12 protein-coding genes are annotated in these 14253 nt (G+C 64.0%); 4 read left to right on the top strand and 8 right to left on the bottom strand.

Annotated elements, in window-relative coordinates:
• Position 1: 1 nt before the first annotated feature.
• Genes ACK56M_RS16885 through ACK56M_RS16875 form a run of 3 tightly spaced genes read right to left on the bottom strand, consistent with a single transcriptional unit; the run spans position 2 to position 4067 of the window.
• Positions 2-1345, bottom strand: coding sequence for a c-type cytochrome (locus tag ACK56M_RS16885; protein ID WP_015270710.1), 1344 nt, complete (start codon positions 1343-1345; stop codon positions 2-4).
• Between the two features lie 17 nt (positions 1346-1362).
• Entirely contained in the window at positions 1363-3612 is a 2250-nt protein-coding gene (locus tag ACK56M_RS16880) for a xanthine dehydrogenase family protein molybdopterin-binding subunit (RefSeq protein WP_015270709.1), read from the bottom strand.
• Positions 3612-4067, bottom strand: coding sequence for a (2Fe-2S)-binding protein (locus tag ACK56M_RS16875; protein WP_003259224.1), 456 nt, complete (start codon positions 4065-4067; stop codon positions 3612-3614). The genes ACK56M_RS16880 and ACK56M_RS16875 overlap by 1 nt, the downstream gene beginning before the upstream one ends.
• A gap of 389 nt (positions 4068-4456) precedes the next feature.
• On the opposite strand from ACK56M_RS16875, the gene ACK56M_RS16870 reads away from it, so the two are divergent.
• Together ACK56M_RS16870 and ACK56M_RS16865 are read left to right on the top strand one after the other, a co-directional pair.
• Positions 4457-6643 (top strand): OsmC domain/YcaO domain-containing protein, encoded by a 2187-nt coding sequence (locus ACK56M_RS16870; protein ID WP_013973003.1) that lies wholly within the window; start codon positions 4457-4459, stop codon positions 6641-6643.
• Positions 6644-6924: 281 nt separating this feature from the next.
• A complete protein-coding gene (locus ACK56M_RS16865) occupies positions 6925-7737 on the top strand; it encodes a class I SAM-dependent methyltransferase (protein WP_411958800.1) in 813 nt (270 codons plus the stop codon).
• Between the two features lie 17 nt (positions 7738-7754).
• Here the strand turns inward: ACK56M_RS16865 and ACK56M_RS16860 are convergent, their stop codons facing one another.
• The gene (locus ACK56M_RS16860; protein ID WP_003260568.1) at positions 7755-8054 is read right to left on the bottom strand and encodes a hypothetical protein; all 300 of its coding nucleotides are present in this window, start codon (positions 8052-8054) and stop codon (positions 7755-7757) included.
• Positions 8055-8274: 220 nt separating this feature from the next.
• Positions 8275-10404: a TonB-dependent receptor gene (locus tag ACK56M_RS16855; protein ID WP_054572578.1), complete on the bottom strand. Its 2130-nt coding sequence runs from the start codon at positions 10402-10404 to the stop codon at positions 8275-8277.
• A gap of 228 nt (positions 10405-10632) precedes the next feature.
• Between ACK56M_RS16855 and ACK56M_RS16850 the strand changes: the two genes are divergently transcribed.
• Positions 10633-11214 (top strand): hypothetical protein, encoded by a 582-nt coding sequence (locus ACK56M_RS16850; RefSeq protein WP_013973000.1) that lies wholly within the window; start codon positions 10633-10635, stop codon positions 11212-11214.
• A 4-nt stretch (positions 11215-11218) separates the two neighbouring features.
• Here the strand turns inward: ACK56M_RS16850 and ACK56M_RS16845 are convergent, their stop codons facing one another.
• Complete coding sequence (locus ACK56M_RS16845) at positions 11219-11983, bottom strand: hypothetical protein (RefSeq protein WP_015270705.1); 765 nt, start codon at positions 11981-11983, stop codon at positions 11219-11221.
• Between the two features lie 204 nt (positions 11984-12187).
• Between ACK56M_RS16845 and ACK56M_RS16840 the strand changes: the two genes are divergently transcribed.
• On the top strand, positions 12188-12706 hold the full coding sequence (locus ACK56M_RS16840) for a DMT family transporter (RefSeq protein ID WP_015270704.1): 519 nt from the start codon (positions 12188-12190) through the stop codon (positions 12704-12706).
• Here ACK56M_RS16840 and ACK56M_RS16835 read toward each other — a convergent pair whose 3' ends face one another.
• Together ACK56M_RS16835 and ACK56M_RS16830 are read right to left on the bottom strand one after the other, a co-directional pair.
• Entirely contained in the window at positions 12707-13615 is a 909-nt protein-coding gene (locus ACK56M_RS16835; RefSeq protein WP_054572581.1) for a LysR family transcriptional regulator, read from the bottom strand.
• 261 nt (positions 13616-13876) lie between these two features.
• Positions 13877-14206 (bottom strand): hypothetical protein, encoded by a 330-nt coding sequence (locus tag ACK56M_RS16830; RefSeq protein ID WP_023660807.1) that lies wholly within the window; start codon positions 14204-14206, stop codon positions 13877-13879.
• Between the last annotated feature and the right edge of the window lie 47 nt (positions 14207-14253).

Raw genomic sequence — 14253 nt, 5'->3', positions numbered from 1 at the left:
TTCAGCGCATGTGCAAAATGATCGGGCTACTGCTGGCCGGGTCGGTATGCCCACGCAACTTGCTCACCGCCTGCGCATTCACCGCGCCACCATTGTTCCCCCAGGCACTGCGCACGAAACCCAGCACATCAGCAATTTCCTGGTCACTCAGTTGCTCACGGAAGGCCGGCATGCGATAGGCATCGGGCAACCCGGCCGTCACCACCCGCTGCGAACCATTGAGGGTGATGTTGATCGCCGAGGCGTCTTCCTTGGCCAGTGCCGAAGTAGCGCCGGCCAAAGGCGGCATCCATTCGGCCTGGCCCTTGCCGTCCATGCCGTGGCACGACGCACAGCGGGTTACATAGGTATGCGCCCCAGGGCTGTCGAGCCGCGCCGCCGTCGTTTCGGCCTGGTATTGCCACGGCGCACCGTCGCGTTGCGGGTCGCCGGGCAGCGACTTCAGGTAGCGGGCGATGGCGGCCAGGTCGTCGTCACTCATGAACTGCGTGGAGTTGTTGAATGCCTCGGTCATCGAGCCGAATACCACCGCATGCCGGTTGCGCCCGGTCTTGAGGAACTGCGCGATCTCGGCTTCGCTCCAGCGCCCCAGCCCGGTGTTGGGGTCGGCACGCAGGCTCGGTGCATACCAGCCATCGAGCAGGGCACCAGCGAGGAACGGCTTGCCGCTGTCATCCAGGGCCTTTTCGTTGAAGGCCAGGCCACGCGGCGTATGGCAGCTGCCACAGTGGCCAGGGCCCTGGACGATGTAGGCGCCGCGGTTCCACTGGGCATCCTGCCCGGCCTGGTTGGTGTAGGGCGTGGTGGCGGCGAACAGGCCGTTCCACAAGGCGATGGGCCAACGCAGGTTCAGCGGCCAGGGAATGTCGCTGGCCAGGTTGGCCTGTTGCACCGGCTGCACGCCTTGCATGAAAAAGGCATACAGCGCCTTTACATCGTCATCGCTGAGCTTGGCGTAGGACGGGTAGGGCATGGCCGGGTACAGCCGTCGGCCACCGGGGGCTACGCCGTGGCGCACGGCACGGTCGAAGTCGGCCAGGCTGTAGCCACCGATGCCGGTGTCGCGGTCGGGGGTGATGTTGGTGGCGTGGATCGCCCCCAGCGGGGTGGCCATTTCCAGCCCGCCGGCGAACGGTTTGCCGTCCGCCAGGCTGTGGCAGGCCACGCAGTCGCTGAGGCGGGCTACGTACTCGCCACGGCTGACCAGCGCCGGGTCCGCGGTGGTGGCCTGCGCATCGGCAAATGGCGAGGCAGGCTCGCGGGTGACGTACCAGGCCAGCAGGCCTGCCGCGACCAGGCACGGCAGCGCCAGCCAGCCAGCGGTTCTTGCGAAACGATGGGTCATGGGGCGTCCTTGTGTGCTCAGCTGAAGGTATGGCGGCTCAATGGCAGGCTGCGCACGCGCTGGCCGGACAGCTGCGCGACTGCGTTGGCTACCGCCGGTGCCACCGCGGGCAACGGTGGCTCGCCGATGCCGCCCATCTTCGCCCCGCTTTCGACAATGCGCACATGCACCCTGGCCATGCGCGATGGCGGCAAGATCGGGTACAGGTCGTAGTTGCGCGCGCGCGGCTTGCCATCCACGTACACCGCTTCTTCCAGCAGTGTCTGCGACAGGCCCAGGGCGACGGCGCCGTTGACCTGATGCTCGATGATCGCCGGGTTGACGATGCTGCCCGGGTCGATGGCCTGCCAGATGTCGTGCACTTTGACCTGGCCGTTCTCGATCGATACCTCGGCAATGACCGCTGCCTCCGAGCCGAACGGCGAGGCCATGGCCACGCCACGCGCCCGCTTGCTGCCGTCCTCGGCGGTGAACGGCCCGCGCTTCCAGCCGCCGGAAAGCTCGGCGACGGCCTGCAACAGGTTGGTCAGGCGCGGGTTGTCGCGCAGCAGGTGCAGGCGCAGTTCGAACGGGTCCTTGCCGCCTTTGTCGGCCAGTTCGTCGAGGAACGACTCATAGAAGAAGTCATTCAGCGAGTTGCCCACCGAGCGCCAGTAGCCGAGCATGGCCGGGCCTTTCACGTAGATCTGCGCGATACGCTTGTTGGCGATGGCGTAGGACTTGCCCGACAGGCCTTCGAGCGCGGTCGGGTCGAGCTTTTCGCCTTGCTTGCCTGCGAGGGCCTCAGTCGGGCCTTCGGTGGCGCTCACGGCTTCGAGGGCCACCGGCAGGCCGTCGGCATCCAGCCCGGCACGGAATTTCACCACGGCGACCGGGCGCAGCACATCGCGGAGGAATTCTTCCTCGCGGCTCCAAATGAGTTTCACCGGCCGGCCGACCGCCTTGGCCAAGGCAATGGCCTGTGGGTAGGGGTTGGCCGAGTCGTACAGGAAGTGGCGGCCAAAGAAACCGCCCAGCAACGGCGAATGCAAGGTGATCTGTGCCGGGGCCAGGCCGGTGCGCTTGGCAATGTCGTCACGGAACATGTCCGGCGCCTGGTTGGGCAGCCACACCTCCAGGGTGCCGTCCGGGTTGAAGCGCGCCAGTGCCGACGGCGGCTCCAACTGGGCGTGGTTGAGGTACTGGTTATGGTAGGTTGCCTCGACCCGGGTCTTGGCATTGGCCAGCATGCCGGCCACATCGCCCTGGTTTTCGTCGTCGCGCGCCGGGCCCGTGACCGTGGCCAGGTGCTCGCGCCAGCCATCGCTGGAGAAGTCGGCCGGCATCGGCCGTACCGGGCTGTCGGCCGCAGGCTCCTTCCAGTCAACCTGGATGGCCTCGACCGCGCGCTTGGCATGCCACCAGCGTTCGGCTACCACGGCCACGGCGCCCGGCAACTGATGCACCGAATGCACGCCCTTCATGGCCTTGACCTGGTCTTCGTTGCGCAGGCTGCCGACGGTCATACCCAGGCGTGGCGCGTGCTGCACGGCAGCGTGGAGCATGCCGTCGACCTTGATGTCGATGCTGTACACCGCCTTGCCGGTGGACTTGTCGTAGGCATCCAGGCGACGTACCGGCTTGCCGATCCAGCGAAACTGGCTGGGGTCACGCAGCTTGACGCTGGCCGGGTCTGGCACTGGCAGGTCCATGGCCCGCCCGGCCAGTTCTCCGTAGGGGATGGAGCGGCCAGTCGTGGTATGTACCACGTGACCCGGCGTGGTGGAGAGTTCTTCGACCGGCACGCCCAGCTGCTCGGCACCCGCCTGCAGCAGCATGGCCCGGGCGAGGGCGCCCAGGCGGCGCATGGTCGGGTAGCTCATGCGCACCGACATGCTGCCGCCGGTGATGCGCATGCCGTTTTCCATCACTACATAGGCTTCGCCGGGCGGCGCGCTGTCGACCACGAAATTGACCGGGTCGACGTCCAGCTCTTCACCAACGATCTGCGCCATGGCGGTGAAGGGGCCTTGGCCACCTTCCATGAACGGGCTGAGCAGGCGTACTTTGCCGTCCGGGCGGATCTCCAGAAACGCCGGCACCTGGGTACCGCGCTCCGGGGTTGCTGCGGCGGCTGCCTGCACGCGGGCCGAGCCCATGGGCAGGCCGAAACCCAGCACCAGGGCACCGACAGCCGTGCCGGCAAGAAAGCGCCGACGCGACAGGTTGACCGTTTCGCCCAATTGCAGCTTGAGCAGTTCGGCGGGGGTATCGACTGGTGTGTTCATCAGGCCTTCTCCCCTTGGGCCAGCTCATGCACGGCAGCATGGATGGCGTTGTAGGTGCCGCAGCGGCACAGGTTGACCATGGCTGCCTCGATCTGTGCGTCACTGGGCTTGGGCGTGTGCTTGAGCAGCGCCGTTGCCGCCATTACCTGGCCGGACTGGCAGTAGCCGCACTGGGCCACCTGGTGCTCGACCCAGGCCGCGACCACCCGTTTGCCGACGGCATCGGCCTCGATCGCCTCGATGGTGGTCACCTCGCGCCCGACCACGCCGGCCACCGGGGTGACGCAGGCGCGCACCACGTTGCCGTCCACCAGCACCGAACAGGCGCCGCACTGGGCCAGGCCGCAGCCATACTTGGTGCCGGTCAGCCCCAGGTCGTCGCGGATCACCCACAGCAGGGGCGTGTCGGCGTCTGCCTCGACCTGGTAGGTCTTCTGGTTGATGCGTAGTTCCATGGTTCACCTGCCCGTCAACGGTTGCTGTCGCTTGGTTTCTTGTGATCGGGGAATACGGTGCTCCCCAGTGCAGAAACGCTAGCACAGAGGGGTGACCGCCGGTCTGCTGACGGGGGCAGGTTCAGAGGATCAGGCAAGCAATTCGGTGAAATGCGCAAGCGGCGATGTGCGCTATCGCCTGTAGGAGCGGCCTTGTGTCGCGATGGGGCGCGCAGCGGCCCCGGGGTCTTGGCAGCATGCAGTATTGTAAGGGGCCGCTTTGCGGCCCATCGCGACACAAGGCCGCTCCTACAAGAAAGCGCATTTGGAGGTGAGGAGGACTTCCGCAACGAAAACCCGGATAATGCCGGCCAATTTCGTTTTGCACGTTTAAATCACGGTAATCCCGCATGGAAATCAAGGTCAATTTTCTCGACAATCTCCGTCTCGAAGCCAAGTTCGACGACTTCACGGTGATCGCCGACCAACCGATCCGCTACAAGGGTGATGGCTCGGCCCCGGGGCCGTTCGACTATTTCCTGGCGTCTTCGGCCTTGTGCGCGGCTTACTTCGTCAAGCTGTACTGCCAGACCCGCGACATTCCCACCGAAAACATTCGCCTGTCGCAGAACAACATCGTCGACCCGGAAAACCGCTACAACCAGGTCTTCAAGATTCAGGTCGAGCTGCCCGAGGACATTTCCGAGAAGGACCGCCAGGGCATCCTGCGCTCCATCGACCGCTGCACCGTGAAGAAGGTGGTGCAGACCGGCCCCGAGTTCGTGATCGAAGTGGTCGACAACCTCGATGCCGATGCCCAGGGCCTGCTGATGCCGGTGGCGGACACCAGCACCTACATCCCCGGCAAGGACCTGCCGCTGGAGCAGACCATCGCCAACATGTCGGGCATCCTCGCCGGGCTGGGGATGAAGATCGAGATCGCCTCGTGGCGCAACATCGTGCCTAACGTGTGGTCGCTGCATGTGCGCGACGCCCAGTCGCCGATGTGCTTCACCAATGGCAAGGGCGCGACCAAGGAGGCTGCGCTGGCCTCGGCGCTGGGCGAGTTCATCGAGCGGCTGAACTGCAACTTCTTCTATAACGACCAGTTCTGGGGCGAGGACCTGGCCAACGCGCCGTTCGTGCACTACCCGAACGAGCAGTGGTTCAAACCCGGCCCGCGCGATGCGCTGCCGGCCGAGATCCTCGACGAGCACTGCCTGGCAATCTACAACCCGGACGGCGAGCTGCGTGGCTCGCACCTGTACGACACCAACTCGGGCAACACCGCGCGCGGCATCTGCTCGTTGCCGTTCGTGCGCCAGTCCGACCAGCAGGTGGTGTACTTCCCGTCCAACCTGATCGAGAACCTGTTCCTCAGCAACGGCATGAGCGCCGGCAACACCCTGGCCGAGGCGCAGGTGCAGTGCCTGTCGGAAATCTTCGAGCGCGCCGTGAAGCGCGAAATCCTCGAAGGCGAGCTGTGCCTGCCGGATGTGCCGCAGGAGGTACTGGCCAAGTACCCGGCCATCGTCGCCGGCATCCAGGGCCTGGAAGAGCAGGGCTTCCCGGTGCTGGTCAAGGATGCGTCGCTGGGCGGCGAGTTCCCGGTGATGTGCGTGACCTTGATGAACCCGCGCACCGGCGGCGTATTCGCTTCGTTCGGCGCCCACCCGAGCCTGGAAGTGGCGCTGGAGCGCAGCCTCACCGAACTGCTGCAGGGCCGCAGCTTCGAAGGTTTGAACGACCTGCCGCAACCGACCTTCGAAAGCCATGCGCTGACCGAGCCGAACAACTTCGTCGAGCACTTCATCGACTCCAGTGGCGTGGTGTCGTGGCGCTTCTTCAGTGCCAAGGCCGACTTCGAGTTCGTCGAGTGGGACTTCTCCGGCCACGGCGAGGATTCCAACGTGCAGGAGGCCGCGACCTTGTTCGGCATCCTTGAGGACCTGGGCAAGGAAGTGTACATGGCGGTGTACGACAATCTTGGCGCCACCGCCTGCCGCATCCTGGTGCCGGGTTATTCGGAGATCTACCCGGTCGAGGACCTGATCTGGGACAACACCAACCGCGCCTTGTCGTTCCGCGCCGACATCCTCAACCTGCACAGCCTGGACAACCGTTCCCTCAAGCTGCTGCTCAAGCGCCTGGACAACTGCGATGTGGATGACTACACCACCATCACCACGCTGATCGGCGTGGAGTTCGACGAGAACACGGTGTGGGGCCAGTTGACCATTCTCGAGCTGAAGCTGCTGATCTGCCTGGCTGTGCAGCGCTTCGAGGATGCCAAGGAACTGGTCGAGGCGTTCCTGCAGTTCAACGACAACACCGTCGAGCGCGGCCTGTTCTATCAGGCGCTGAACGTGGTGCTGGAAGTGCTGCTGGACGACGAACTTGAAATGGACGACTACGAAGCCAACTTCCGCCGCATGTTCGGTAACCCGCGCATGGACGCGGTGCTGGGTTCGGTGGACGGCAGCGTGCGCTTCCATGGCCTGACCCCGACCAGCATGAAGCTCGAAGGCCTCGATCGCCACCTGCGCCTGATCGAAAGCTACAAGAAGCTGCACGCGGCCCGGGCCAAGTTCGCCTGACTCCTGTAGGAGCGGCCTTGTGTCGCGATGGGCCGCAAAGCGGCCCCGGCAATATCAGCTTCAATGCCAAAACGGGGGCCGCTTTGCGGCCCATCGCGACACAAGGCCGCTCCTACAGCGACGTCGATCGCCTTCATATATCGGTTTCAAATAACCGCTATCCCCAATCTGTCTTGCCGCTTCGCCTGCCAGGCGCGTAGCGTTTTGCTCCCATCCCCTCGATCCATGGCGCGTTGACCGCCAGAAGGACCTCGGCCGCGCACAACAAGAAGGCGCAGACCATGAGCACCCCTTTGGATACCAATGCCCTCAAAGCCCGCCAGCAAGCCGCGTGGGCCAGTGGCGACTACGCGGTAATCGGCACCACCCTGCAACTGGTTGGCGAACGCCTGGCCGAAGCCTGTGACCTGCGCTGGGACGAGCAGGTGCTGGATGTCGCCGCCGGCAACGGCAATGCCACCCTGGCTGCTGCCCGGCGCGGCTGCCGTGTCACCTCCACCGACTATGTGCCCGAGCTGCTCAAGCGCGGTGAAGAACGCGCGCGGGCCGAGCACCTCAATGTGGTGTTCCAGGTCGCCGATGCCGAAGCGCTGCCGTTTGCCGATGGCACCTTCGATGCCGTGCTGTCCACTTTCGGCGTGATGTTCGCGCCCGACCAGGCCCAGGCCGCACGCGAACTGAGTCGGGTGTGCCGGCCCGGTGGCCGGATCGGTCTGGCCAACTGGACCCCGCAAGGGTTCGTCGGGCAGATGTTCAAGACCCTCGGGCGGCATGTACCGCCACCAGCCGGGGCTTTGCCGCCTTCACGCTGGGGTGATGAAGAACAGTTGCGCGTGATGTTCGAGGAGGCGCTGGGCGAATTGAAGGTCAGCCGCCAGCACTTCAACTTCCGCTATCGCTCGGCGGCGCATTTCATCGAGGTGTTCCGCACCTGGTACGGGCCGGTGCACAAAGCGTTTGCCTCGCTGGAGCCGGAAGCGGCCGGGGCGCTGGAGCGGGATCTGACCCAGTTGCTGAACGAAAGCAATGTGGGCGGCTCGTCGTCGTTGGTGGTGCCGAGTGAGTACCTTGAATTGGTGATCATTCGAGGTTGAGCCCAGGGGCCAAGCGCTCAGTTCTTGCACTTGGCCATCACCACCTGGCAAGTCTTCGGTGTGCCTCCTGACCGGCTTGCATAACGCACGCAGTTGTTCAGCGATTTCTGCCGGGCAATGCTCAGCGTATTGCCCCACGCGAGGCCGCCTTCGCCGGTGGTGGGGACGGCCTTGGCGAAGCAGTTGGAGCCCGTTGCCGGCGTCGCGTACCTGGCCTTGCTGGCTTTGCTGGAGCAGCCGGCGGTGAGTGCCAGGCTGAAGGCGAGCAGGGTGGTCAGCGCCCAGGACGTGGAGGGGCGAATCGGTTTACTGCTCATATGCTCTCCTTACCGAGGTGCAGGACTCTGCGATCGCAAGCAAGGTGCTGCCCCTGTGGGAGTGGGTTTACCGAGGCGTCGAACCGCCGCGAACACTGGCAAGGCCGGTGCCATACACTGCACAGGATATTGCATTCAAGCGAAGCGGTGAACGCTTGCGTTGCATCAGATGCAGCGCAAGGCCTTGCACCATGGCAAGGCCTTGCGCCTGGGGCAGCGATCAGAACCGGTAGTTGAAGCTGGCTTCCAGCGTGCGCGGTGCACCTGGGGTAATCAGGTCAACCGAACCGTGCGCGGAGGCATAGTAGTCGCGGTCGAACACGTTCTTGAGGCGCAGCGCGGCATCCCACTGCGGCACGCTGTACAGCAGCGCGGCGTCGAAGGTGGTGTAGCCCGGCATCACCACCACGTTGTCGAGTGCGGTGTAGCGCTCGTCGACGTAGTTGGCGCCGGCGGCCACGCGCCATTCCGGGGTCAGCGTGCGCACCAGCCAGACGTTGGCGCTGTTACGCGGCGTCAGGGTAGGAGTCTGGCCTTCGTTGGCCACGCCATTGGTCTTGTTGTTGGACTTGGTGATCTCGGCATCCAGGTAGGCGTAGCCGGCGTAGATCTGCCACTTGTCCGTGAGCTGCCCGCTGACGGTGGCTTCGAAACCGTCGGTGCGCTGTTCGCCGGCCAGCACAGTCAGGTTGGGGTTGGCCGGGTCGGCGGTCTTCATGTTGGTGCGCTCGAGGCGGAATACCGCTGCGGTCACCGACAGGCGGCTGTCGAGCAGGTCCCACTTGGCGCCGATTTCGTAGTTGGTGGTTTCTTCCGGCTCCAGATGCTGGTTGGTCGGGCTGACCGCGAACACTTCGCCCGAAGGCTGGTAACTGCGGCTGACCGACACATAGTAGGACTGGATGTTATCCGGCTGGTACACCAGGCCGGCACGTGGGCTCCAGGTCTTGTCGGTACGGTCGAGGTCGACGTTCTGCGCGCGGTCGTCGTCGTACTCCTGGCCGAAGATGTCATAACGCACACCGACCAGGGCCTTCCAGTGCTCGTTCAGCTCGATCATGTCCTGCACATACAGGCCGGCGGTCTGCTGGAAGTTGGTGCCCTTGGACGACAGGTTGGCGGCGTGCTCCGGCACCGGCACCAGGGCGTCGCGGTACACCGGCACCTGGGCCACGTTGTTCTGGCTCAGCACCCGCTGGTGCTTGTCCTGGAAGCCCACTTCAACGCCATACAGCAGGTTGTGCTGCATGCCGGCAAGCTGCGCCTGTTGCTTGAGTTCCGTCTGGTTGAACATGCCGTACTCGTCGCGGGCGACGTTGCCACGGTTGAGCTTGACCAGCAGTTCGCCGTCAGGCGCGGTGACGAAGCGCGTAGGGCTGCTGTCGGCCAAGGTGTTGTTGCGGTCCAGGTCGTAGCGGTAGTACCGGCTGGTGTTGGTCAGGGTGAAGTCGTCGTTGATGCGGTAGTCCAGGCTGGCAGTCAGCGAGAACACTTCGCTGCGGGCGTAGTCCTGGTCGGCATCGCCGGAGCCGAAGCGCTTGTCGCGGTCCACATCTACCGGGCGGTTGCCCAGCGCCGGGATGCCGAAGTCGATCAGGCGCTTGTCGTACAGGTAGGTGGCGCCCAGGTTCAGTTCCAGGTCGTCGGAGAGGCGGAAGTAGGCCGATGGCGCGATGGCCTTGCGGTCGATATAGCCATCGTCGCGGAAGGTGTCGCTGTCTTCGAAGGCGCCGGTCACGCGGTAGGCCTGGTTGCTTTGCGGGTCGGCCCAGCCGGTGTCGAACTGGGTGCGGCGCTTGCCTTCGCTGTCGAAGCTCATGCCGACTTCGCGCTTGGGCGTGAAGCTCGGCTTCTTGCTGATGCTGTTGATCAGGCCGCCCGAAGAGCCGCGGCCATACAGCACGGCGGCAGGGCCCTTGATCACCTCGACCCGCTCGATGTTGGACAGGTCGCGGAAGTACAGCGCGTCGTCGCGCACGCCGTCGATGTACATGTCGCCAATGGCGCTGAAGCCGCGAATGGTCACCTGGTCACGCTGGCCGTCGCCGTTGGACAGGCCGACGCCGGGCACGTTCTTCAGCACGTCTTCCATGGACTGCGCACCCTGGTCCTTGATCACGCTTTCGGGCACGACGTTGACGGTTTGCGGGATGTCGCGCAGCGGGGCGTCGATCTTCATGGCGCTGCGGCTTTCGCTGGCCTTGTAGCTTTGCTGCTCGTAGGCGCTGGTGACCGCAGTGGCGGGCAAGGCGAGGGAACCCTGCGATTCAGATTGGACCGCGTGAACAGCAGGTACAACCAGAATGCCCAGCACGGAAATGGATGCTGGGACAACAGACTTTTTTGCCATTACAGGTGACTCTTTGTTGTATTTGAAGGTCACGAATAGTAATGATTTGCAAATGTAAAGCAAGTGTAAAGAGTTCGTATTTGCTATTGCAAGAATGCAGCTGGCAGAAAAAGCGACAAAACGCGTCGTGAGGGGGAAGGGCCGGCAATGTGTCAGGCAAGGGCTATGCTTGTTGGCGCGTGATCATTTCACGTCCCTACCCGGTCTCGATTACATGGAAGCAGGCCTATGAATCCAATTCGCTCTCTCGCTCGTGCCATTGCCGTTGCCACCCTGGCGTCTGCCTTCAGCTTCACGGTGCAGGCTGCCGGTATTCCCATTGGTAGCGAGGCGCTGGAAAGCCACGTCACCACGCAGGTCACGGCCATCGACCTGGCTAACCGACAGGTCACGGTGAAAGGCCCTGACGCCAAGAAGGATGTGACCTTCCAGCTCACTGAAAAGGCCAAGGCGCTGCCCAACCTCAAGGTGGGTGACCAAGTCGACATCTACGTGACCCGTGCGGTGGCCTATGTGCTCAACCCGGAGGTGGGCGGTGCACCGAAGGCGACTGAAGAGTCCGGTACCATTCGCGCCACGGCAGACAACCCCAACCCGGGCGGCGAGGCGTTCCGCCAGGTCAGGGTGACCTCGCAGATCAAGAAGATCGACCTCAAGACGCATGAAGTGAGCCTGTTGCCGCCGGAGGGCAAGCTGCAGGTGGTCAAGGTAGAGAACCCTGACCTGCAGGCACGCATGAAAAACCTCAAGGTCGGCCAGACGGTCGACGCGATCTACACCGAAGTGCTGCGCGTCGAAACCTCGCGCTGACCATTCATTGGGGCAGGCTACGGGTTGCCCGCGCATGGATCCGCCGTGATGCCTTGCATGACGGCGGATGTCGTTCGAACAGCTGCATCACCCAATCGGGCCGAGTCTTGCTGGCATCGTTGAGCCAATTGGCAACCGAGTCCTGGGCATACTTGTCTGCCTCAGCCAGGCGCGGCACCAACAGTGGCTCGGCCACTTCGGGCGCTTGCTTGAGTGCGGCGATGTGCTCGCACCACACGCCACGTGGGCGCAGCACCTCGATACAGAAGCGTCGTACCAGTGGGTTGCTGTCGCCGGCATGCCGGGCAAGCAGGGCCAGGGCATCATCCAGCGCTTGAGCCAGGCGCGGGCGCAGGGCCATCCAGGCCCATTCGCGCACACCAAAATGTTCATCGCGAGCAAAACGCAGCTGGGCCAGCAATGCGGCTTCGAGATCGACCGTGCGCGACAGGTGCGCCTGGGCGAAGGCCGCCCAGCTGCGCACCGTATCGGAGCTGTGCGCGCTGCACTGCTCCAACACCTGCTGGCGCTGGTGCGCAGGTGCGGGTTCCAGCCACTGCCCAAGGGCAAGGCCGATCCCCGTAATTTTTTTTGACAGGCCCTGCGAGCATGTTTCTTCGGCGCAGGTAGCCAGCTGTTCGATCAGCGTGTCGGGCAACTGGCCTGCCAGTGCACTGACCAAGGTCCTTTGATCCACTGCCAGGCATTCGGCCAGGTTGCGGGTGGGCAACTGCCCATGGTCGATCAGGGTTGTACGTTCATCTGTCATCGAATGTGCTCCATCACATACGGTTTGGTCTGGCCTCAGTCGTGAACCCGCCGGCTCAGGCCGCGGGCGGCGAGGCTGCGCAGCATCCTAGCCCAATTGGCTGGTATCCATGTGACGAATAGCATGAGTGCACACTTTCGATTTCCATGGATAAAGGGAATTTTCCGATCATCGCCTGAACATCTGTCACCAATGAGGACTGCCATGTTCAGCAAGACCTTGTGCCTTCTGGTACTTCCCTTTGCCCTGGCGTTGCTTGCCGGTGCCGTGCTGCCGTTCCAGGCTGCGGGTAATGCCGCCGTCGGCCGGGCGCTGGGGCACTGGTTGTGGGGTGCGTTCACGTCATTGACGGTAAGTTCGCTGGTAGTGATCGCCGCGCTGCTGATCCTCAGGGTGCCGGCGCCGGACATGGGCAAGGCCTTGCAGGGGCCCTGGTGGCTGTGGGTTGGTGGTGTGCTGGGGGCGCTGTACGTGGCCGGTGCTGCTGCGCTCACCCCCCGGCTTGGGGCAGCGGGGTTCCTGGTGCTGGTGGTGGCGGGGCAGATCATCACGGCGGTGGTCGCAGACCACTTTGGGGTGATGGGGTTGGGAGGCAAGCCGCTCAGTCTGGCCAGGTTGGCGGGTGTGGTGCTGATCCTCTGCGGCGTTCTGCTGGTGCAGGGCACCTGGGCAGCAGGCTCGCCGGCCAATGCCCCTGCCGTGGAGAAACAGTCGGAAGGCTGATCAGCGCCCCGGCTGGCTGCACGCCCACACGGTTTCTCGCAGCCAGCGATGCCCCGGGTCGTCCTCTTTGCGGCTGTGCCAGGCCTGCTGGTAATCGAACGAAGCAATCGCCAGTGGCGGCTCGAACTGGCGCAATGTCTTGTGCTGGTGCAGCGAGCCCACCGCGCGGCTGGCCACGGTCAGGATCAGGTCGGTGCCGGCCAGCACCTCGACCGCCGCACTCCAATGCGGCAAGGCCAGGGCAATCCGCCGACGCAGGCCTTTCGCGGCGAGAGCGCGTTCGATTTCATCGAAGGCATCCGGGTGCATGGCCATCAGCACATGCGGACGGGCCAGCCAGTCGTCCAGGGCCAGGCCGCCGCTGGCCGGCAGCACCTGGCGGTCGGCAACGCTGATGAAGCTGTCGGTGAACAGCGGCTGCGCAGTGATGGCCTGGGGCAAGTCCGGGAAGATGCCCAGGGCCAAGTCCAGTTCACCATCGAGCAACTGGGCCAGCATGGTTTCGCGGCTGGCCTGGCTGATGGCCAGGTCTACCCCGGGCGCGACCTGGCGCAGGTGGCGCAGCAGGGGTGGCAGGATGATCCGCGAGGAATAGTCGGACAGCGAGAGCCTGAAGCGACGCTGGGCCTTGGCCGGTTCGAACTGTGGGGCGGCCAGCAGGCCGTTGAGGTTGCCCAGGGCGTCGTGCAGCGGTTTGGCCAGCGATTGGGCGCGGGCGGTCAAGGCCATGCGGCCGTTCTGGCGCACCAGCAAGGGGTCGTCGAAGTGCTTGCGCAACTGCGCCAGGGCGTGGCTTACCGCCGGTTGGCTGCGGTGCAGGCGCAAGGCGGCGCGGGTGACGTGCTTTTCGCTCAGCAGGGCGTGCAGGGCGAGCAGCAGGTTGAGGTCGATCTTGCGTAGTTCATCCATGTTGCGAATGGTCTTGGTTGCGTCCGACAGTTTTCATCAGTTTAACAAATGCCCAAGGCCGCTCTCATAGAACAACACATGCCTCATTGGTTTAGTGAAGTTCTGTAGGCGCAGCCTTGTGCTGCGAAGAGGCCGTTACTGACAAAGCTTGTCTATTGCTTGTACCGGCCTCTTCGCAGCACAAGGCTGCTCCTGCAGAGGACGCTTCAAACGAGCGATATTTGTTTTCTGCGCGACAGCGCAGCCCAAAGAGCCAGAGCTTTATCGCCTTGCTACCGCATGTTGCACGCACTGCTCGTAATAGGTCTGCTTGATCGCTGCAGGCTTTAGCCGCGAGCGGCTGTTGTAGGTCTGTTCGGTAATGCCGAAGGCGGTCATGCGCATCCACGGTTTGGGGAATTTGCGCGCCTGCAACTTCTTGCGCGTGGCATACAGGGTTACCCCGGAAAGCTTGGCCTGCTGCGCTTCGGCGGCTATCTGTGCGCCCCAGCCGCAAGTGTGGCGATCGTTCTGGCTCAGCGCCCGTGCCTGGGCGCCGAAAGCGAGCGTGGCTAGCAGGCAGCCGGCCATCGTTGCTAGAAGTACTCGCATGTTGCTGTCCTAAGCATCTGAAGGAAAACGAAGTTTGCCTTCACAAG

This window comes from Pseudomonas sp. s4 (assembly GCF_046764235.1).
Classification (GTDB): Bacteria; Pseudomonadota; Gammaproteobacteria; order Pseudomonadales; family Pseudomonadaceae; genus Aquipseudomonas; species Aquipseudomonas asiatica.
This window is presented reverse-complemented; position numbering and strand designations above follow the sequence as displayed.